The sequence below is a fragment of the Desulfosporosinus youngiae DSM 17734 genome (genome assembly GCF_000244895.1).
Taxonomy (GTDB): Bacteria; Bacillota; Desulfitobacteriia; order Desulfitobacteriales; family Desulfitobacteriaceae; genus Desulfosporosinus; species Desulfosporosinus youngiae.
In genome coordinates, this window is the sequence record NZ_CM001441.1 from 3,367,119 (window position 1) to 3,386,856 (window position 19,738).

20 protein-coding genes are annotated in these 19,738 nt (G+C 44.5%); 2 read left to right on the forward strand and 18 right to left on the reverse strand.

From position 1 onward, the window contains the following. Positions 1-14: 14 nt before the first annotated feature. From DESYODRAFT_RS15685 to DESYODRAFT_RS15710, 6 genes are all read right to left on the reverse strand, one after another. On the reverse strand, positions 15-1,091 hold the full coding sequence (locus DESYODRAFT_RS15685) for a DmpA family aminopeptidase (protein ID WP_007784600.1): 1,077 nt from the start codon (positions 1,089-1,091) through the stop codon (positions 15-17). 94 nt (positions 1,092-1,185) lie between these two features. Continuing rightward, on the reverse strand, positions 1,186-1,767 hold the full coding sequence (locus DESYODRAFT_RS15690; protein ID WP_007784601.1) for a TetR/AcrR family transcriptional regulator: 582 nt from the start codon (positions 1,765-1,767) through the stop codon (positions 1,186-1,188). A gap of 123 nt (positions 1,768-1,890) precedes the next feature. Beyond that, positions 1,891-3,051: a glycerate kinase family protein gene (locus DESYODRAFT_RS15695; RefSeq protein WP_007784603.1), complete on the reverse strand. Its 1,161-nt coding sequence runs from the start codon at positions 3,049-3,051 to the stop codon at positions 1,891-1,893. Between the two features lie 7 nt (positions 3,052-3,058). Next, a complete protein-coding gene (locus DESYODRAFT_RS15700) occupies positions 3,059-3,394 on the reverse strand; it encodes a hypothetical protein (protein WP_007784605.1) in 336 nt (111 codons plus the stop codon). A 116-nt stretch (positions 3,395-3,510) separates the two neighbouring features. After that, complete coding sequence (gene guaB / locus DESYODRAFT_RS15705; protein ID WP_007784607.1) at positions 3,511-4,962, reverse strand: IMP dehydrogenase; 1,452 nt, start codon at positions 4,960-4,962, stop codon at positions 3,511-3,513. A gap of 171 nt (positions 4,963-5,133) precedes the next feature. After that, a complete protein-coding gene (locus DESYODRAFT_RS15710) occupies positions 5,134-5,379 on the reverse strand; it encodes a hypothetical protein (RefSeq protein ID WP_007784608.1) in 246 nt (81 codons plus the stop codon). A 230-nt stretch (positions 5,380-5,609) separates the two neighbouring features. Between DESYODRAFT_RS15710 and DESYODRAFT_RS15715 the strand changes: the two genes are divergently transcribed. Continuing rightward, entirely contained in the window at positions 5,610-6,110 is a 501-nt protein-coding gene (locus DESYODRAFT_RS15715) for an HD domain-containing protein (RefSeq protein ID WP_007784609.1), read from the forward strand. Positions 6,111-6,238: 128 nt separating this feature from the next. Beyond that, a complete protein-coding gene (locus DESYODRAFT_RS29595; protein WP_282433034.1) occupies positions 6,239-6,370 on the forward strand; it encodes a hypothetical protein in 132 nt (43 codons plus the stop codon). 183 nt (positions 6,371-6,553) lie between these two features. Here the strand turns inward: DESYODRAFT_RS29595 and DESYODRAFT_RS15720 are convergent, their stop codons facing one another. From DESYODRAFT_RS15720 to DESYODRAFT_RS15775, 12 genes are all read right to left on the reverse strand, one after another. Next, positions 6,554-6,820 (reverse strand): hypothetical protein, encoded by a 267-nt coding sequence (locus DESYODRAFT_RS15720; RefSeq protein ID WP_007784611.1) that lies wholly within the window; start codon positions 6,818-6,820, stop codon positions 6,554-6,556. A gap of 78 nt (positions 6,821-6,898) precedes the next feature. Continuing rightward, positions 6,899-7,762 carry a PHP domain-containing protein gene (locus DESYODRAFT_RS15725; protein ID WP_007784612.1) on the reverse strand — a complete coding sequence of 288 codons (864 nt, stop codon included), beginning with the start codon at positions 7,760-7,762 and terminating at the stop codon, positions 6,899-6,901. Between the two features lie 40 nt (positions 7,763-7,802). Further along, a complete protein-coding gene (locus DESYODRAFT_RS15730) occupies positions 7,803-8,756 on the reverse strand; it encodes a dipeptidase (RefSeq protein WP_007784613.1) in 954 nt (317 codons plus the stop codon). Positions 8,757-8,839: 83 nt separating this feature from the next. Further along, entirely contained in the window at positions 8,840-9,100 is a 261-nt protein-coding gene (locus tag DESYODRAFT_RS15735; RefSeq protein WP_007784615.1) for a stage V sporulation protein S, read from the reverse strand. 195 nt (positions 9,101-9,295) lie between these two features. Next, positions 9,296-10,078, reverse strand: a complete 783-nt coding sequence (locus DESYODRAFT_RS15740) for a TIGR00282 family metallophosphoesterase (protein ID WP_007784618.1) — start codon at positions 10,076-10,078, stop codon at positions 9,296-9,298. Between the two features lie 142 nt (positions 10,079-10,220). Continuing rightward, on the reverse strand, positions 10,221-10,784 hold the full coding sequence (locus DESYODRAFT_RS15745; RefSeq protein ID WP_007784619.1) for a hypothetical protein: 564 nt from the start codon (positions 10,782-10,784) through the stop codon (positions 10,221-10,223). A 194-nt stretch (positions 10,785-10,978) separates the two neighbouring features. Beyond that, complete coding sequence (gene rny, locus DESYODRAFT_RS15750) at positions 10,979-12,526, reverse strand: ribonuclease Y (RefSeq protein ID WP_007784621.1); 1,548 nt, start codon at positions 12,524-12,526, stop codon at positions 10,979-10,981. A gap of 301 nt (positions 12,527-12,827) precedes the next feature. Next, positions 12,828-13,364, reverse strand: coding sequence for a regulatory protein RecX (locus tag DESYODRAFT_RS15755; protein ID WP_007784623.1), 537 nt, complete (start codon positions 13,362-13,364; stop codon positions 12,828-12,830). Further along, positions 13,342-14,382 (reverse strand): recombinase RecA, encoded by a 1,041-nt coding sequence (recA, locus tag DESYODRAFT_RS15760; RefSeq protein ID WP_007784625.1) that lies wholly within the window; start codon positions 14,380-14,382, stop codon positions 13,342-13,344. The genes DESYODRAFT_RS15755 and recA overlap by 23 nt, the downstream gene beginning before the upstream one ends. 262 nt (positions 14,383-14,644) lie before the next feature. Further along, a complete protein-coding gene (locus DESYODRAFT_RS15765; protein ID WP_007784627.1) occupies positions 14,645-15,769 on the reverse strand; it encodes an RNA-guided endonuclease TnpB family protein in 1,125 nt (374 codons plus the stop codon). A gap of 962 nt (positions 15,770-16,731) precedes the next feature. Further along, positions 16,732-18,339: a DEAD/DEAH box helicase gene (locus DESYODRAFT_RS15770; RefSeq protein ID WP_007784628.1), complete on the reverse strand. Its 1,608-nt coding sequence runs from the start codon at positions 18,337-18,339 to the stop codon at positions 16,732-16,734. A 17-nt stretch (positions 18,340-18,356) separates the two neighbouring features. Further along, positions 18,357-19,601: a competence/damage-inducible protein A gene (locus DESYODRAFT_RS15775; protein WP_007784629.1), complete on the reverse strand. Its 1,245-nt coding sequence runs from the start codon at positions 19,599-19,601 to the stop codon at positions 18,357-18,359. Between the last annotated feature and the right edge of the window lie 137 nt (positions 19,602-19,738).

The following is a 19,738-nucleotide window of genomic DNA, read 5'->3' on the forward strand; positions in this document are numbered from 1 at the left end:
TTTTCAAAAGGAGACTAATATCCCAGACCTCCTTGCCAACAACGAACAATTTCTAAGGTTTCCTGGATTGGCAGCGCTGTCCGGATATGTCCATCCCGCCCTTCCATTGTCTTAGCTAAGAACATTGAGTTCCAAATACTCTCTGCGCTTGCTTCAACTACAGCTCTGAAGAATTCATCTAAGTCCCAATCCGATAAATAATTATTCAAATTGCCCTTATAAGTACTGACCATCAGACAGAAATCCCCGCTTCCTGTCATGGAGATTGAACCAGTCCTTGCCATTCCCAAGCTTGCTCTGCGCGCCAGCTGTTTTAATTGCCAGCGGGATATGGGAGCATCCGTAATTCCTACGAGAATTAATGAACCTGGAATATACCCTAAGGGCTGCTGAGTTAACAATTTTCCTACCGGAACACCCACTAGATAAAAATCAGGTAAAACTCCGAAATTCGCAAGAGCAAGCATTCCTAAGACATAATTACGCCCACTCTGATCCTTAACAAGACGGGAAGAACTCCCAATCCCGCCTTTCATTTGAAAACTGGACATACCAACTCCCGCCCCAACATTACCCTGCTCAATCGGACCTTTAGCAGCACGTTGAAGCGCCAATATGGCATCCCATGGTTTGACATGACGTCCGCGTATGTCGTTTAGATAAGAATCATCACACTCCAAAACAACAATATTTGGAGTTCGCCCATCATTCCCAATTTCCGGATTCTGTTTTAATAGATAGGTGATAACTCCATTAGCTACATCATTCACGCTAAGTGTATTGGTTAATAAAATTGGAGAATTCAAGACACCTGTTTCTTGAATGTAAGGAACTCCTAGAGACTTCCCATACCCATTTATGACCTCTATACCGGCGCTGCATGGCTCACGATACAGATTATTCGTGCGGGGTAAGATCGCAGTCACGCCTGTTCTGACAGGACCCTTACCTGGAATTAACGGTCCAACTCCTTGAATTAGGGATACATGACCCACTCGCACTCCCGGTACATCCGTTATATCATTGTTCGTGCCGGCCGGCATCTGTCCCACCCAAAGCCCTAAATCCCGCGGTGTCCTTCTTACTTGCATCAAAAACCCCTCCGTTGTAACACTATGGGCACTATCGGAGGGATATGAATAAATATCTGATAATTAATTTAAACTTTGACCCTGCAGACAATTGTCAAGCCTCCAACGTCTTTTCAGAGAGTCCGTCAAAAAAAACAGAGAGGGCATGGTTCAACTCCTGATGCAAATCTCCCGTACCGGAAACAAACCAGCGGATAAAATGCTGCACCATCATTCCTTCCAAGCTTTCCGCCAGAAAAGCAGGATCAAACTCACGGCTGATTTCACCATTTTGCTGCCCAACCGTTAGGATAGCTAATAAACCGTAATGCAAGCTCATATCATAATCTGCCCCTTCACGACTCCGCACAGTGACCCAGGCAATTTCACGATCCTTTGTCATAAAATCAGCCCAATCTTGAAGAAGGGTCCCTAACCGCTGTCGTGTGCCTATACTGGGCTTTTGACGCCCCTTATTGGCAAGATCCTGCCATGTTCGTCTGGAAAACTCCGTAATCACGGCTTCTTTTGTAGGAAAATAGTTATAAAACGTTCCTTTACCTACATCGGCCTTCTGCGTAATTTGTTCAACAGATGTAGCTGAAAACCCTTGCCTACGAAAAAGCTGCATAGCATTGGAGAATATCCGTTCGCGAGTTTCTTTTTTCTTACGCTCTCTGCGAGACAACTCTTTCACTTTAGAATCCCCCCTTATCCCAATATCAGTAAGAAAAAACTATAATTATCTATTCTAGATTTTACATTTTTTTCCTTCTGTTAAAAGGGGATATCTACAAATTATTTAGTTGGTTGAACGTGTTCAACTTCGGTTCAGTTTTGAAGCGGACTTCCATCCAAGTTTCCAGACCGAGAGGATCCTCCAAACTTCCCTTTCCAATTGTTCTTGAGCTTTGGCAAAGGCTTCTTCTAAAGAAGCAGGCCCTTCGGAAATACTAAAGCAACTCTCAATCCCTTGATCTGAGAGAAGATTTGGGGGCCCTTCTACAGATCCCGATACAACCAACACCGGGACATCATACTTTTGGGCCAAGGCTGCAACACCTACCGGTACTTTTCCGTAAGCTGTCTGAAAATCGGTCCTTCCTTCACCTGTTAATACTAAATCAGCACCTTTGATTTTTTCCTCTGCTTTAGATACTTCTAAGACGATTTGCGACCCCGGCCGCAATTCTGCGCCCAAAAAACCGACGGCACCTGCACCAAGTCCTCCGGCAGCGCCGCCTCCTGCTAATTCCAGCAGATTTCTGCCTGCAACAGCACTAAGACATTCCCCATAATTTTTCAAAGCCCCATCCAGTTTCTGAACCTCTTCCGGGTTAGCACCCTTTTGCGGACCATAAACAGCGCTGGCACCTTCCGGTCCACAAAGGGGATTTTGAACATCACAAGCTACTTCAATTCTTACCTTTGAGAGAAAGGGACTCAGTTCTGACATATCTATGCAGGCAAGCTGGGCAAGGGCCGCTCCCCCAGGAGGCAACTCCTTACCCCGGGAATCCAGTAATTTGGCTCCTAAGGCGACAGCAAGACCTGCTCCGCCGTCATTAGTCGCACTTCCTCCAATACCGAGCAAAATTTTATTCACACCACGTTCTAAGGCATCCTTAATAAGCAAACCTGTTCCATAGGTAGAGGTTACGGATGGGTTCTTTTCATCATCCGCTAAAAGGGTCAGCCCGGAAGCCGCAGCCATTTCAATAATGGCGGTCGAACCATTATCGATAAGACCATACATTGCCTCAATTGGACGGCCAAGCGGATCTGTAACCTTCACTTTAACCTCTGCTCCGCGGACCGCACTTAGGATAGCTTCTACAGTCCCTTCCCCCCCATCGGCCATCGGGATCATATGGATCTCACTTTCCGGATAGACCCGCTGAACTCCTCTGCGCATAGCTTGGGCAACGTTTAAGGCATTCAGACAACCCTTGAACGAGTCGGGTGCAATGACAATCCGCATTATTATTTCACTCCTCAGACTGAGCGCGCCGCCCAAAATACAGACCAAGTTTAAGTACAACAACCAGACTAACGAAGTCTAAAACAACTAAAATCACGCTTTCAATGGGATACCCGACCAAGCGGGCAATCAGATAGGATAAAAGGTTAAATATAAAGGCCGCAAGATAGGCTGTCCGCAAATCCTCATTTTCCGGGCGATATCCTACTAAAAAGCCCAGCGGATAAAAGACTGAAAAATTAAACGCCAGCTGATTTAGTATGCCACCCATCACGAAAAACTCTTCCCAAAAAATATAAAGAAGACCTAAAATAAGTTGATAGCGCCAAAAAGCTAAATTCATGCGCACCTCCCCAAACTATACAGAAGCCTTTGCTTGTGCTAATTTCTCAGCTTAGGCGCTCAGTAGTAATAACTTGTGATTAAATTAGGGAGAGAGCTACACTCCCTCCCCGTTCTTTAACTGTAATTAGGTGCTTCTTTGGTTATGGTCACATCATGAGGATGACTTTCTCTCAGTCCTGCTGCTGTGATACGAATGAATTTGGTTTGGGTTCGAAGGGCTTCGATGTCAGGGGTTCCGCAATACCCCATTCCTGCACGTAATCCTCCGATCATTTGGTAGATCGTCTCAGATACCGGACCTTTATATGGAACCCGTCCTTCAATTCCCTCAGGAACAAGTTTCTGATCCTTATCTTGGAAATATCGATCCCGGCTGCCTTCTTTCATGGCGCCGATTGATCCCATCCCCCGGTAGACTTTGAAACTTCGTCCCTGATATATCTCTAAATCTCCAGGACTCTCTTCTGTTCCGGCGAAGAGACTTCCGATCATCACCATATGAGCACCTGCCGCCAAGGCTTTAACAATATCTCCGGAAAACTTGATGCCGCCATCCGCGATAACCGGAACTCCATACTTCTCGGCTTCTTCAGCACAATCCATTACTGCGGTAATTTGAGGAACTCCAATCCCCGCAACGACACGGGTAGTACAAATGGATCCAGGGCCAATGCCTACCTTAATCCCATCTGCACCTGCTTCGATCAGATCCCGTGTGGCATCTGCTGTTGCCACATTACCTGCAATTACTTGGGTCTCCGGGAAGCGATCTTTAAGAATTTTAACCATCTCTATAACTCCTCTGGAGTGTCCATGGGCGGTATCCAGGATAAGAACATCCACACGAGCTTTAACCAACGCTTCGGCACGTTGTAAGGTATCTGCTGTCACGCCTACAGCAGCACCGACCACTAACCGTCCGCTCTCATCTCTGGCGGAATTCGGATATTGTCGTGCTTTTTCAATATCTTTAATTGTGATAAGTCCCTTCAGCATCCCCTCGGGGTCAACAATAGGTAACTTTTCGATCTTATGTTGCCCTAATATTTCTTGGGCATGCTCAAGGGTCGTCCCGACAGGGGCGGTCACCAAATTGGTTTTGGTCATAACTTCCTCAATCAGACGATCATAGTTTTTTTCAAAGCGCAGATCTCTGTTGGTCAATATGCCAACCAGTTTTCCTTCAACCGTAATCGGAACGCCTGAGATTCGGTAACGCTCCATTAGTTTTAAGGCTTGCATAATAGTATCGGTTGGATTTAGAAAGATCGGATCAGTGATAACCCCATGTTCGGAGCGCTTGACCTTGTCTACCTCTAAAGCCTGTTGCTTTATGCTCATATTTTTATGAATAATCCCTATTCCGCCCTCCCGCGCAATCGAAATTGCCATCCGGGAATCAGTCACTGTGTCCATACCAGCACTCATCAGAGGAATATTAAGTTTAATTTTTTTGGTCAGATAAGTGCTGACATCCACATCTCGTGGCAGAACCTCAGATTTTGCCGGAACAATGAGAACATCATCAAACGTTAGTGCCGCTTCATTGATTATACGATTGGACATGATATACTCCCTTCGCAATGGTTTTCTAATTAGTATATCAGAAATACAATCAAAAAACATCTAAAAATTAAACCGTCCTATGTCTTCTGGAATTATCTAAGTTTGTAATTCTATTTACTATATAAAAAAATGGGCATTATACACAATACATGCGAATGCCCTTTCCATTTGTTAGTGTCCCATTATGCAGTTCAGGCCAATTTCAGACTCAAAATGTTCACGCAAGTTGCGAATGGTTCCTTCTGGAACGGCAAACTCCGTTGCCATTTCCATGTCACTGCGATTGTTTTGCAGTCCTTCGATAAAGGCATCATAATTCACATTGACTTCGCTTGTTTTCTCTTTAAGACTAGAATCCATGCTCCACGGAGCAAAATTAAAGTAAGATTGATTATCGCCGTCCTTATCACGGATCATCGACAATTCCTCCTTTCATCCTTAGATTTTCCCATTCCCATTAACAATATTCGGATAAAGTTCCGGAAAAAGCTCTGCCCCTAGAACGTCAAAGAATACGGCCAAACAACTTAGCGGTATACCTAATCACTTAGGAAATGGGATCGGCAGCAATTCTGTCTAATGATATACTTCCCTTGGCTTGTCAAACAAGGTTTAGATTATTATGATAGGAAAGAAGGAGGGCAATCATGTTGTACCGCATAAATCAATTCATTCTCGCTGTCTTTCCTCGTATTAATCCTTCTGAGAAAAATTGGGCCTTAGGTTATTTATCTCCTGAGGCGAAAGAACTTTTCCTTCAACAATCCCTGCCGGAGCAACGGCACGCTATTAACGTGGCTAAGAGTATACTTGAAACAAACCCTCCCATATCCTTAGAAGATTTACAAAACCTTATTACCGCCGCACTCCTCCATGATTGCGGAAAATCCCTTGTCTCTATCCGTCTCTGGCAAAGGGTCTACATAGTCTTAATGCAAAAAACACCCCAATCTCTGCGCTCCCGCCTTGAAAAAGGACGCTCGGTTTTTGCGTTTTCCTTAAGGATTGATGTTCAACACGCCTTATGGGGGGAATCCTTAGCCAAAAAAGCAGGACTGAATTCGGCCGTTTGCCTCTTAATACGCGAACATCATACTCCCAGTACATATTTAGGCCGTATACTTGAACAAGCAGATAATATGCACTAGTGGATATTATTTGCTGGTGCTGCGTCAGCAGCATGGGCGGCTACTCTGAAAAATAAAAGACCCTAAAGACATGCAGAAAAATCCCCAAACCCGCAAGCAGGGCAGCTTCGGCCACAGAAGCGAACCCATTGCATGGAGAGGCGGTAAAAGCCCACAAGACGGTGCGGGGATACGGAGCCACGGGTTCACATCAGGTATTACCCGGAGGTTTGGCGGAGTCCCGCACCGGCGAGTGGGCGAGCCTCGGAGTGCTGCGGTGAGCGGATGTGGACGAAGCTGCCCAACCCGGAAGCACTCACATTTTCATCCTCTGATGTTGCTGCGGCAGCGGCATGGCAGGCTACTCTAAAAAAGACCCTCTTCTTCATCATCTGCCGGTGCTGTTTATAACGGCATGGACCTCTAAATAGTATTAAAAAAGCATGAGTCCCCCAAACGGTTACTCATGCCTTTTGCACAGATGACTGCATCTTATCCTGGAGTTCTACTATTTCCCTATTCTTAGAAAAAATCCACTTTGCAAAACGTTTGTTATCTCGTTGCAAGCGAACATTTTCCCTTTCAAGATGGCGAACTAAGGCCACCTTTTCCCGTTCAACCTTTTCTAACAAATTCATTAGCACCCGGCGACTTACTCTTAAGTGTTCGACACGCTGTTCTAATTCTCCAACACGAGCCCTAAGCAACTTTATTTCGTCCGTTGAATTCAATCCAAACGCCCCCCCGGCTCTATCAATGATAATAGTCTATGCCGGAAAAACACATTTTAAACCCAAAATTCAAAAGACTCATTCAGAGGTTGAGATATCTCTAGGAAACTTGGCAAGTTCCTGAATTTTCTGCAGAACGCTAAGGGACGTACCCCACCGTCCAAGCTCTACTCCGGGCTTACGAACTTCCCCATGAAAATCTGATCCTCCGGTCATAAGTAAATTATATTGCTGGGCAAGGGCCTGATATCTGGCAACATCAGCTGATGAGTGCTCAGAATGGGAAACCTCAATTCCCTGCAATCCGAATTTAACCCAAGTCGATATTTCACCTTCAAGCCGCTGCATTCCGGGGTGGGCGAGAACCGGGATACCGTGTGCTTCCCGGATCAAGGCTATTCCCTCTTCTGTGGTTAATCTGTAGCGCGGAACGTAGGCTGGAGCTCCTATACCTATGAAACGCTCAAACGCTTCCTGGATACTTCCTACAAAGCCACGCTCCAGCAATACGTGAGCAATGTGCGGACGACCAATAGATTCCCCTTGTGCTAACTGCCGGACTTCATCCTCACCAATTCGAATTCCTTGGGCAGACAGTCGCTGGATAATATCAAGCATGCGTTGTTCACGAGCCTCACGTATGGTCTTAAGCTTATTTATCAAATAGCCCGCTGCGGGATCAAGCTCATAGCCAAGGATATGGATTTCTTTTCCCTGCCAATCCGTGTTAAGTTCGATCCCTTTAAGTATTTGTATCTTATAATCTGCTCCTGCTTCCTCTGCTTCCTTCCAGCCCTGTATTGTATCATGGTCTGTGATTCCTATACCTTTTAAGCCTAACTCTGCTGCTAAACAAATAAGTTCTTTCGGTGACAGTAATCCGTCGGACGCAGTTGTATGGCAGTGTAAATCTGCCTCGAATAGAGAGCCTGCTGCAGCCATGTTAAAACCTCATTTCTAATGGTTACCCCAATCTTTCCTTCTATTTTAACACGTCCGTGAGTAACCGCATAAAATTACGCCCCACAATCTGTTCAACCTCTTTTGCAGAAAAACCTGCTTTTATCAAGTCCTCAATAAGATAGGGATAATCCCCCACATGCTCCAGCCCTATAGGCACTTCACTGATTCCATCAAAGTCAGAGCCTAAACCCACCGCCTCAACCCCTGCTACTTCAGCAATATGACAAATATGGCGAATCACATCTTCTCGGGTTACCGGACCGGTTTCTTTAAGAAACCGCGGATAAAAGTTCACCCCTACAACCCCTTTATGCTTCGCCAGAGCACGTAATTGTTGATCCGTTAAATTCCGGGGATGGTTACATAAGGATTTGGCACAGGAATGACTGGCGGCAATTGGGGACTTTGATAATTCCAAGACATGCCAAAACCCGGCTTCATTAAGATGAGAAACATCGATAAGCATTCCCAGCTCATTCATACGCAAAACAACCTCTTGTCCGAGCCTGGTCAGCCTGTTTTGGCTTTGCGGCACACCGACACCATCTGCCAAAGCATTCCGTTGATTCCAGGTTAAGCCTAAAGCCCTTACTCCTAATTGATAGATTTTATCGAGCATAAAGAGGTTTTGCCCTAAGATTTCTCCGCCCTCAACACTAAGCAGGATACCAATACGTTCACGGTCAGGTATTCGTGTAAGGTCGGATTTTCCTAGTACGAGAAAGACTTGATCCGAATAATCCGCAATGAATCGCTGCGCTCCTTCTATTAGTTGCAAGCCCCTGGATGTTGACCTTGCCGGTTTATACTCTGTCTCAATAAAGGCTGCCAGAAACTGCAGGGATACTCCCGCTCTCAAGGCACGCCGTGTATCCCACTGCCCGCCTTCCGAAGGATCTTGCAAGGTCCTTTCACCATCGACAAAGTGGATTAAGCTATCACAATGACCGTCAATAATGTAAGGATTGTTCATCAGCATAACCTCCCTGTTAAGTAATAAATCACCTGTCTGCTTATGAATAAGCAAACAGGTGATTTATTATACCACCAATAACCTTAGCGTGACTGGACTATCAATTTGATGGCTGTTCTTTCTTCTCCTTCAATCATTACGTCTGTAAAGGCAGGAATGCATACCAGATCTACGCCGCTGGGAGCTACAAAACCACGAGCAATAGCAACAGCCTTTACAGCTTGATTCAGAGCACCGGCCCCAATAGCTTGCAGCTCAGCGCCGCCTTTTTCACGAAGTACTCCCGCAAGAGCACCTGCAACCGCATTCGGGCTTGATTTTGCTGAGACTTTTAATACTTCCATAAACACATCCTCCTGCTCGAATTCATTTACAAGTATTACCACAACTTAGAATATATGTATTCGCGAGCAAGCAGACAAAATCCTCTATTACGCATAAAGAATTTTCAGATTTCTATGGTCATAGTATCTAAACATCTGACATCAAGACCGTTTAAGGTTACAATTCCTGCTTCCTTCATCCTTAGCCGCTTCGTTTCAAGTATCGGCAAATCGTTGAATAGCTTCAATTTGCCGGGTCTTTCCAGTATCTTCATCAATATCTAAAACGACAGCATTCATCTGTATCGGTCCATTTGCTAATTCAAACTTCGCGGGCAGCTGGGTTAAGAAACGATTGATTATGATTTCTTTCTTAACTCCTAAGACAGAGTCTCGCGGTCCGGTCATGCCGACATCTGTGATGTAAGCTGTACCCTGGTGAAGTAAGCGGGCATCCGCTGTCTGAATATGAGTATGTGTACCTATTACCGCACTGACTTTTCCATCGAGAAACCAACCCAAGGCAACCTTTTCCGATGTCGCCTCGGCATGAAAATCTACGATAATAATCGGAGTTTCTTGTTTCATCTGATTAATCCAGCGTATTGCTCCACTAAAAGGGTCATCGAGAGAAGGTAAGAATACACGTCCCGAAAGATTAAGGATACCGATTTTTTTACCCATCGCACGCAAAAAACCATGTCCCTGACCCGGTGCTCCAACTGGGTAATTAGCCGGTCGTACGATGCGGGATTCACGATCAATAAAGTTCATTATATCCTTATTGTCCCAAACATGATTTCCCATTGTTAAAAATTGAATTCCATTATTATATAGTTCATCAGCTATCTCTTTGGTTAGTCCTTTCCCAGCCGCAGCATTTTCACCATTTGCAATCGTTACATCGATCTTATGCTCTAGTTGAAGTGGATTTAAAAACCGTTTTACTGCTTCTCTTCCAGGCTTTCCGACAATATCTCCAATAAAAAGTATGCGCAACTATTGTTTCCTCCTTCAAATAGCTAAATTAACTATTATATATAGGATACCATTATTTCACCAGGATAATAACCATTGCATTCAAAGTCTTGGTTGCAGAAAATTTCACATGCTGCCGTAATTAGCATGCTAGCTAAAGGAACTAGTTTTTGAAAACTAATACTTTTCCTTCTTCCCGCAACGCAACAACATTCTTATTTATTTCCTTGCTCTGAATGGAAGACAGCATCTGAGTTATTATTTCTTCCTGATAAATTTGTTCATCTTCAGGCAGGTAAATTTCATCATACACTAATTGGTGTTTATAATTCCTTTTTAAAAGCTCAACAATAAGTCCCACTTCACGTTGACTCATACTATCAACATCACGAGTTATGGTAATCATACAAAAGCCTTCCTCATTTCGACAGGCAATAGCAAACATTCGCATCCTCTGCCCCTCAAGTTGATGGAAAAATTCTATAGCGGGTTGCAGAAAGTCTTGGACAGTCGCATCATCTTGAGCCTGAGTAACCATAAATGTAAACTTTAAGGCATGTTGTTCACGCCAATAATGTACTGATCCTACCTCAGAATATCTCATTAGGATCGAAGTCAATAATCCAACTCCATCCTGTGAACGCCCTCCATCTTTATAGGTCAAATTACTTAACATCCTTGTTTTCGCCCTCTCTTTTACGCTGTCTATCAAACTACTATTCGGCATTGGGAAGCAAACTCCTGCTCTGACTCCGCTGATTTGAACTGGTCATTTATGGATAGACCCTCACAGAGTAGAAAACCGGCTGGCGAAAACTGACCTGCCAGAAAATAAACGACCCAGGTTCTAGCTTTCTGGCAGCAAATACAAAAATCAGGCGACCCTCTGGATCGCCTGATCAAACATTTTACAATAAATAATTATTTCGCGAAGTCAACTGCCCGAGTTTCACGGATAACGACAACCTTAATTTGTCCCGGATACTCAAGTTCTTCTTCTATTCGCTTACTGATCTCACGAGCAACACGCGGAGCGAGCACATCGTCGATTTTATCGGGTTTAACGATAATGCGAACTTCCCGCCCGGCTTGAATAGCAAAACATTTTTCAACTCCTTCAAAACTCTCAGCAATCTCTTCGAGTTTTTGAAGGCGCTTAATATAGGTTTCAAGGGTTTCTCTGCGAGCTCCCGGCCTGGCAGCAGAAACTGCATCTGCAGCAGCCACAAGTACTGCTACGATGGTTTTGGGTTCAACATCGTTATGATGTGCTTCAATGGCATGAGTAACATCACTGGATTCCTTATACTTTCTTACCATGTCGACCCCGATTTGCACATGAGTCCCTTCCATATCGTGATCCACTGCCTTACCGATATCATGCAACAAACCAGCGCGTTTAGCAAGTTGAATATCGACACCTAACTCAGCTGCCATTAATCCGGCTAAATGAGAGACTTCTGTCGAGTGCTTCAAGACATTTTGTCCGTAACTTGTTCGGAATTTTAACCGGCCAAGCAAACGTATCAGCTCAGGGTGCAACCCATGCACACCCGTCTCAAACGTCGCCTGTTCCCCTTCCTCACGAATCTTTTGATCAACTTCCTTCTGAGCCTTTTCCACCATCTCTTCTATTCTCGCTGGGTGAATGCGGCCATCAGCAATCAGTTTTTCAAGGGCAATACGAGCAACTTCCCGGCGGATTGGGTCAAATCCTGACAAGATTACAGCTTCAGGAGTATCATCAATGATAAGATCAATCCCTGTCATGGTTTCTAAGGTACGGATATTGCGTCCCTCACGGCCAATAATCCGTCCTTTCATTTCGTCGCTTGGCAATGCTACCACGGATACCGTCGTTTCAGCTACATGATCCGCTGCGCATCGCTGTATCGCTAAGGCAATAATATTCTTTGCCCTTTTCTCAGCTTCTTCCTTGGCACGAGTCTCAATTTCCTTAATCAGAATTGCAGATTCATAGCGAACGTCTTCTTCGACGCGTTTAAGTAACAATTGTTTGGCTTCTTCCGATGTCATGCCTGATAAACGTTCTAGTTCAGCTTGTTCCTTGCCAACGATCTGATTCAATTCTTCTTTTAGCTGTTCCACTTCGTTTTCTTTACGGTGCAGATTTTCCTCTTTGCGTTCCAATGACTCGATTTTACGGTCTAAACTCTCTTCTTTTTGGAGCAGGCGCCGCTCTAACCGTTGAAGTTCATTGCGTCGTTCGCGGGTTTCTTTCTCTACTTCATTGCGAATATGCATGACTTCTTCTTTAGCCGCCACCACAGATTCCCTTTTCTTACTTTCAGCGGCCGCATGAGCGTTTTCAACAATTCGTTTTGCTTCTTCTTCTGCAGATCCGATAGTCTTTTCTGCAGTATTTTTACGAAAAAGCCAACCGACTGAAACGCCTATACCTAATCCCACTAAAATGGAGATCAATCCGGTAATAATAAGTTCCATCATACGTCTATACACCTCCTTTGTTAATCAACTTTAAACTCTATTATTTGCATAAAAAAAACTGGTTCCAAAACCAGTCACTTTAAGCATAACCTTTAAAACAGGCATCTTATCCTGTTTCCTACAACTCTCGCTCGCTAGTCAAAAAAACCCATATTTTAGAGCTAACTACAACGAAATCTATAAGAAAACCTTTAAAGGTTAAATCTTAACAGAGACAGGTCTCTGTTAAGATTTTAATATCAATTGCAATCAATGTCAAGCTTGTCCTAAATCGGTAAATTCTATGCAATCAGTCTATATCTCAATTATCTTCATTTTTATCCTGTTGAATACTATAAAGTACATTCCGTACCATGTCTGAGGGATACCCCCGTTGGATAAGCTTCCGGGCAATCTTTTGCCGGAGCCATAGTTCACGGGGAGTCGTTTCCTTTGTCTTATCCGCTGTATTTCTATGTTCCCAGCGCTTGTTCTCTTGTACCCACCAACGCTCGGCGAGAGTTTGGCATTGCTCCAGCTCATCATCACTGGAATAGGTTTCTCCCAGGGCTTGTTCAATTAATTGAGGCTCCAATCCTCTATTTTGCATATCCCGTTGAACCCGTCGCCGGGGATAACGCTTAAGACGGCTCTCAGAATACCTAAGAGCCAGTTCCTGGTCGTTTAGATAGCCCCATTCCAGAATCGTTGCCAACACTTCATCAATTTCCGAGCTTTCATAGCCTTTATCCTTAAGACGTGTCTCTAATTCGTAATGAGTCAGTGCCCGGCGGGATAATAAATCAAGCGCAGTTTCCTTAGCGCTTTTGCGAGGTTTAGATTTCGTCAAAGGTACCATCTTCATCCGGAGAAGTTGGGGCGGCTGCAGGAGCCAAGTTGGCCCGGATCTTTTGCTCTATTTCAAGGGCTATTTCCGGATGCTGCTTGAGGTGTTCTTTGACATTCTCCCGACCTTGCCCTAACCGCTCTCCATTATACGAATACCAAGCCCCCGATTTCGCGATGACCTCAAATTCTGTACCTATATCGACAAGACTGCCTTCCCGGGAAATACCTTCTCCGTACATAATATCAAAATCAGCTGTTTTAAAGGGCGGCGCAACTTTATTCTTGACAACTTTAACCCGGGTTTTATTGCCGATAACATCCTGGCCTTGTTTAATGGCCTCCTGGCGACGTATCTCCATTCTAATTGAGGCGTAGAACTTCAAAGCGCGGCCACCCGTAGTTGTCTCCGGATTACCAAACATAACCCCTATTTTTTCCCTAACTTGATTAATAAAAATCACGCAGGTATTACTCTTACTGATAGACCCTGTCAACTTACGTAAAGCCTGTGACATGAGCCGGGCGTGCAAGCCGACATGATTATCCCCCATTTCCCCTTCAATCTCGGCACGGGGAACTAAAGCCGCTACGGAGTCCACAACAACCACATCTACCGCGGCACTGCGCACCAGGGCTTCGCAGATTTCCAAGCCCTGTTCTCCTGTATCCGGCTGAGCTACGAGCAAATCATCAATATTAACACCTAATGCTCTGGCATAGACCGGATCAAGGGCATGCTCAGCATCAATGAAGGCAACAGCACCACCTAATTTCTGAGCTTCAGCAATAATATGAAGGGCTACGGTTGTTTTTCCTGAAGATTCCGGTCCATAAATTTCGATGACCCGTCCCCGCGGCACCCCTCCAACTCCTAAGGCAAGGTCTATCGCCAAAGAACCCGTAGGGATAACATCGATAAACCTATCCGCCGTAGATTCCCCAAGTTTCATGATCGAACCTTTACCGAACTGCTTTTCAATCTGGGCAAGTGCATTGTCAAGTGCCTTCAGCTTATTCGTTTCGGCCATTCTATTATCCTCCTCATCTTGGATATAACGCATTTAGCATCTAATTTCTCAGCAAAACGTCTGTTCGGTTCTTATTATAGATGCCCGCCTTAACACTTGTCAATTTGTTTATTCCGCTGCCGACAATAAAACAAACTATTTTACATTCTTATGGAGTGAACTACACACCACCTAAGAGGTGGGTGCTTCCTGCTCAACCTAGCTATTGCTAGGAGTATCAACAGGCTAACCCCGTAATCCCTACGGTTCTTTGAGTGCTAACTTATCCTGTCAAGGCAAGTAGTCTCAACCCTTCGTCTCTGATATTTTTAGAGGCATTATAGTCTCGATCAACCGTGCATCCACAGTTGGAACAAGTCCACTCTTTATCGGACAGTTCCAACTCCTTGTTTATCTCACCACAGTAATGACAGGCTTTGGAGGAAGGAAACCATTTATCAACTTTGACTAATAATTTTCCTTCATTCTCTAGCTTGTATTTTAGGAATGTCGTGAACATGCCCCAAGCATTGTCACCGACTGATTTTCCGAAATTCAAACATTGGCTCATGGCTTTCATATTTAAGTCTTCAATTACTATTGCATCATAGCTCTCCACTAATTCTCTTGACCTCTTATGGAGGAAATCTTTTCTGCAATTGGCAACCTTTTCATGCACCTTGGCAACTTTGACCCTTTGCTTACGTCGGTTCTTGCTTCCCTTGGTACACTTGGCTAACTTGCGTTGCTCTCTTGCAAGTTTCTCTAATGCTTTACGGTAGAATCTTGGATACTCTGCCCTCTCACATTGGCTATCTGTATAAAGGTTTTTCATATCAAAGTCTAACCCTAAAACATTTTCCCTTGTTGGAGAGATTGGTTGTACATCTTGAAAGAATTCAACCAAGATACTCACATAATAGTTGCCAGAGGGTGATTTAGATATGGTACAAGACTTAATAATTTGATTGCCGGGTATTTCGCGGTGTTGTTTCAACTTAACAAAACCAAGCTTTGGAAGTTTGATTTGCTTATCTCTAAACCTAATATTGTTGTTGACGTTATTGGTTGTGTAAGAATTCTTATCTCTATGTTTAGCTTTGAACTTTGGGAATCCAATACTTTTATCTCTAAAGAAGTTGTTGTAGGCAGTTTGCAAATTCATTTGCGCATTTGCCAAGGCTAGGGAATCAACTTCTTTTAGCCAGACAAATACAGCCTTATATTTAGCAGGAGTCGGTGACTTATACTTCTTCAGTTCAGCTTCATTATCTTTGAATTGCTCGTATAGCTCAATTCGTTCCTCTAACATTTTGTTGTAGACGAACCTTACACAGCCAAATGTTTTGGCAAATAATAGTTCCTGTTCCTTAGTTGGATACAACCTAAAATTATAAGCCTTGTTCACACCTTATCACCCCCTTAATTTTCAATATATCTCTTAATACTTCAATGGGAACTCCACCCGTTGTCACCAAGCAAAAACTTCTTGATCAAAAGTATTCCTTCCGTAACTGTTTTCTTAGAAGGGGAAATTCCTTCTTCCCCCAAGCCATCAGCCTTCCAGAAATTACTACTGATTGTAATTATATAATAGGTACAACAAATAACAAGAAGATATCGCAAATTCATCCCTCACCTAACGAGGTGGGAGAATTCTTTGTGAACATAGGTTAAATAAGCCATCAGTGGGGATGCATGAATTGCCCCCACGTTTAGAAAACTCGGCTGACGCCAAGACTTTCATGCTTGTCCCAAAATCTCAAAATCCCAAACGTTTGGGATTTTGAGATTTTGGGACAAGCATGGCCGCTATATCGATTAGCAAGTAAAAGGGTACCCTATGATGGCACCCCAAAAACTTTCTACTCTGAAAAACACCCCAAAAACATTCAAAGAATCTGTAGACCTCAAAGGAAGGCAGCTTCTCCCACAGGAGTGAACTCATCGCATGGAGAGGTTTTAACCACAAACCCTATACTTATCTTACAAGGTATTACCCAGAGGTTTGGCACGAAAGTGTCCGGTGGACACTTTCGCCGAAGCGGCAATCTCCAAAGAAGACTTATCCGCTGAAGGTAGCTCCCGCGCCGGTAAGTGGGCGAGCCTCGGAGTGCTGAGTGACGAAGACACTGTCTTCGCACGAATTAGCTTTTCTTACAGGATGTGGGAGAAGCTGCCCGACCTGGACACAGCTCCTTTTCATCCTCTGCTGGTGTCGCATCAGCGGCATGGCAGGCTACTTTGAAAAATTAATAAATCTTTCATTTATCACTAACGCCGCCATACGGCATAAAAGCCTAATCTATTTAAAAAGCTAACCCAGTCAAGGTTAGCTTTCTAAAGGAACCGCAGATTAACGCTCAAAACTCAGATTTCACGTACCTTCGCCGGCTCAACACTCACTTTACGCCCTTTAATCATTGTCTGATGCATACAGCTCTGAACCCGGGAAGCATATTTTTCCGGTATCTCCACAAAGGTAAACTTATCATAAATATTTATGGTTCCGATACAACTCCCGGAAATTCCGCTTTGATCAGCAATCCAACGGATAATATCCTGAGGACGGATTTGTTGAATTCTGCCTATATTTATAAAAAAGCGGACCATTCCTGCTGCTGCACCTGTATTTCCAAAAAGACGCTCATCAGAATCCTTACTTTCCAATTCATCCACACTTGCTCCCTCGATGGCATATTTCAAGGCAGCAGCAGCCACATCCATGGAATCATATTCCTGAAGCAAGTCTCCGACAATCGCACGATAGCTGCCTAAACGGTTGCTTTGCATCAGCTTAATAAGTTGGTGCTTAAGATTTTCTGCTTGACGTTCGCTTATATCAGCCAATGAGGGCAGCTCTTGCCTGCGAATTCTGGTTTTAATAAGATTCTCAATCAGCCGCAGCTGGCGGTATTCCTTTGGAGAAATCAGAGTTATTGCCTGACCTTTGCGCCCGACACGCCCGGTTCGTCCTATCCGGTGCACATAGGATACCGGATCCTGAGGAATATCAAAGTTAATAACATGGGTGACGTTATTGATATCCAAGCCCCGGGCCGCAACATCCGTGGCCACTAATAATTCAGTTTTTCCATCTCTGAACCTCTTCATGACCCGGTCCCGCTGTTGTTGGCTTAAGTCTCCATGCAAGGCATCGGCAAAATATCCCCGGGCTTCAAGGGAAACGACTAACTCATCGACCCCCCGTTTGGTACGGCAGAATATGATGCCCTGCCCGATATCCTCCGTATCAATGATCCGGCCTAAAGCATCTACTTTAATACTTTCCCTGGTCTCATAGAAAACCTGATCAATGAGCGGAACGGTTAGTTCATCACGGCTAACTGTTACAGAGCGGGGAGCATTCATATAGGTCTGGGCCAATTTTCGGATTCCCGGAGGCATAGTTGCTGAAAAAAGCAGAACCTGACGACCTTCTTCAGGCACCTCTCTCAGCAGACTCTCTATGTCGTCAATAAAGCCCATATCCAGCATTTCGTCAGCTTCATCAAGAACCACCATTTTCACATGCTGGAGACGAAGTGTGCCGCGATTTAAATGATCTAACAAGCGTCCGGGAGTTCCTACGACGACTTGATATCCCATCCTCAAGGCTCTGATCTGGCGGTCAATAGGTTGCCCGCCGTAAATCGGCAATGGCTTTACATGCCTGTACTTGCCGAGTTTCGCGATCTCCTCAGAAACTTGGATTGCCAGTTCCCGGGTAGGCGTGACAATCAGCGCTTGCACCGCCTGGAATTTTGAATTAACCTTTTCCGTAATGGGAATTCCAAAAGCAGCCGTTTTACCGGTTCCTGTTTGAGCCTGACCGATTAGGTCGACACCGTCAAGGGCAACCGGAATGGCCTGTTTTTGAATGGGAGAAGGCTCTTCAAACCCCATCTCTGAAAGTGCCTGTAAAAGTTGTTTGCTTAACTGTATATCTCCAAAGGTATGTAACCGTTCAACCATCACCTAATTGTAATCTCCTTTCACTGTTTAACATATAGGCGTACTTTATTAAGGGCAGCTTGGACAGTCAACTGACGAACAGACTCCCGTTCACCGTAGAACTGAAATTTTTCCGCATGAACCCCCTCGGACGTGGCGATACCGATATAAACAAGCCCCACTGGTTTTAGATCACTGCCTCCGTCAGGCCCTGCTATTCCGGTCGTTGAGACAGCCAGATCTGATCCCGTCCTGGAACGGATTCCTTCTGCCATTTCCTTAGCAACCTCTTCGCTCACCGCTCCGAATGCTTTCAGGCTTTCCTCACCAACTCCCAGAAGACTTTGTTTTAAAGAATTAGAATAACTCACAACTCCGCCTAAATAGAAGCTGGAACTTCCCGGCTCCTGGGTCAGTGCAGCACCAAGTAAACCTCCCGTGCACGATTCTGCCGTCGAAATAGTAAGATTCTGATGACTTAGTGCCTGTCCGACAATCCCCATCATTGTCTCTTGATCCTTACCAAATACTTTATTTCCTAAACGGCGTCGGATTTCCTGTTCAACGTCATCCAGAATCTTTGCAGCCTGACCGGATTCCATTTCCGAACTTCTCGCCACCAAACGAATATGCATTTCTGCCCGTTTAGCTAATAAGGCCACAGTCAGGTTCGGCAGATCCATCAGTTCAGCGAGTACTTTCTCAATGGCCGATTCCCCGATTCCAAAAACCTTCAGGACACGCTCATTCATCCGCTCGGCATTCGATCCGGAGATCTCCGCTAATTCCGGCCACACATAGTTATTGAACATAGGTTCCATTTCAAAGGGAGGACCAGGCAATATAATAATTATCTTATTATTTTTTTCTATGATTGCACCAGGGGCAGTTCCTATAGGGTTCGGTAAAATTTTTGAGCCTTGAGGGAAAAGAGCTTGTTTCTCATTGCTGGAAGGCATCGGAGCTTTTCTGCGACCGAAAAACTGCTTAATTTGTTCTAAACTTGAGGAATCCATTTCCATCTTCAAATCTAAAACTTTGGCAACCAGTTCCTTGGTTAAGTCATCTGCAGTAGGGCCTAATCCCCCTGTGGTAATGACCAGGTCAGAACGTTCGATCGCCTGGTGCAAAACCTGCTCTAAGCGTTGGGAATTGTCCCCTACGGTCGTATGATAATCTACTTCAATACCTATAGACGACAGTTTTCCCGTCAAATAGTGAGCACTGGTATTAAGGGTTTCTCCAAGTAATAACTCAGTCCCAGTTGAGACAATTTCAGCCTTCATATAGTTTATCACTCTCCCATAGTCAACGCAAATACGTAGTTCATGTTAAATATTTGTAGTTTTAACTTAGACTGTCTGACATCGAACTACGACCATTCTCTTGATTAATTATTTCTGATCCAGCTCGAAAATATCCT

Excerpts from the sequence above, each read along its gene's own strand:
- DESYODRAFT_RS15745 (WP_007784619.1), bottom strand. The coding sequence starts at position 10,784 with ATGCCGAATAGTAGTTTGATAGACAGCGTAAAAGAGAGGGCGAAAACA.
- DESYODRAFT_RS15775 (WP_007784629.1), bottom strand. The coding sequence starts at position 19,601 with ATGAAGGCTGAAATTGTCTCAACTGGGACTGAGTTATTACTTGGAGAA.
- DESYODRAFT_RS15725 (WP_007784612.1), bottom strand. The coding sequence starts at position 7,762 with ATGGCTGCAGCAGGCTCTCTATTCGAGGCAGATTTACACTGCCATACA.
- guaB (WP_007784607.1), bottom strand. The coding sequence starts at position 4,962 with ATGTCCAATCGTATAATCAATGAAGCGGCACTAACGTTTGATGATGTT.
- DESYODRAFT_RS15755 (WP_007784623.1), bottom strand. The coding sequence starts at position 13,364 with ATGGTACCTTTGACGAAATCTAAACCTCGCAAAAGCGCTAAGGAAACT.
- DESYODRAFT_RS15715 (WP_007784609.1), top strand. The coding sequence starts at position 5,610 with ATGTTGTACCGCATAAATCAATTCATTCTCGCTGTCTTTCCTCGTATT.
- rny (WP_007784621.1), bottom strand. The coding sequence starts at position 12,526 with ATGATGGAACTTATTATTACCGGATTGATCTCCATTTTAGTGGGATTA.
- DESYODRAFT_RS15730 (WP_007784613.1), bottom strand. The coding sequence starts at position 8,756 with ATGAACAATCCTTACATTATTGACGGTCATTGTGATAGCTTAATCCAC.
- DESYODRAFT_RS15700 (WP_007784605.1), bottom strand. The coding sequence starts at position 3,394 with ATGAATTTAGCTTTTTGGCGCTATCAACTTATTTTAGGTCTTCTTTAT.
- recA (WP_007784625.1), bottom strand. The coding sequence starts at position 14,382 with ATGGCCGAAACGAATAAGCTGAAGGCACTTGACAATGCACTTGCCCAG.
- DESYODRAFT_RS15710 (WP_007784608.1), bottom strand. The coding sequence starts at position 5,379 with ATGATCCGTGATAAGGACGGCGATAATCAATCTTACTTTAATTTTGCT.
- DESYODRAFT_RS15695 (WP_007784603.1), bottom strand. The coding sequence starts at position 3,051 with ATGCGGATTGTCATTGCACCCGACTCGTTCAAGGGTTGTCTGAATGCC.
- DESYODRAFT_RS15735 (WP_007784615.1), bottom strand. The coding sequence starts at position 9,100 with ATGGAAGTATTAAAAGTCTCAGCAAAATCAAGCCCGAATGCGGTTGCA.
- DESYODRAFT_RS15685 (WP_007784600.1), bottom strand. The coding sequence starts at position 1,091 with ATGCAAGTAAGAAGGACACCGCGGGATTTAGGGCTTTGGGTGGGACAG.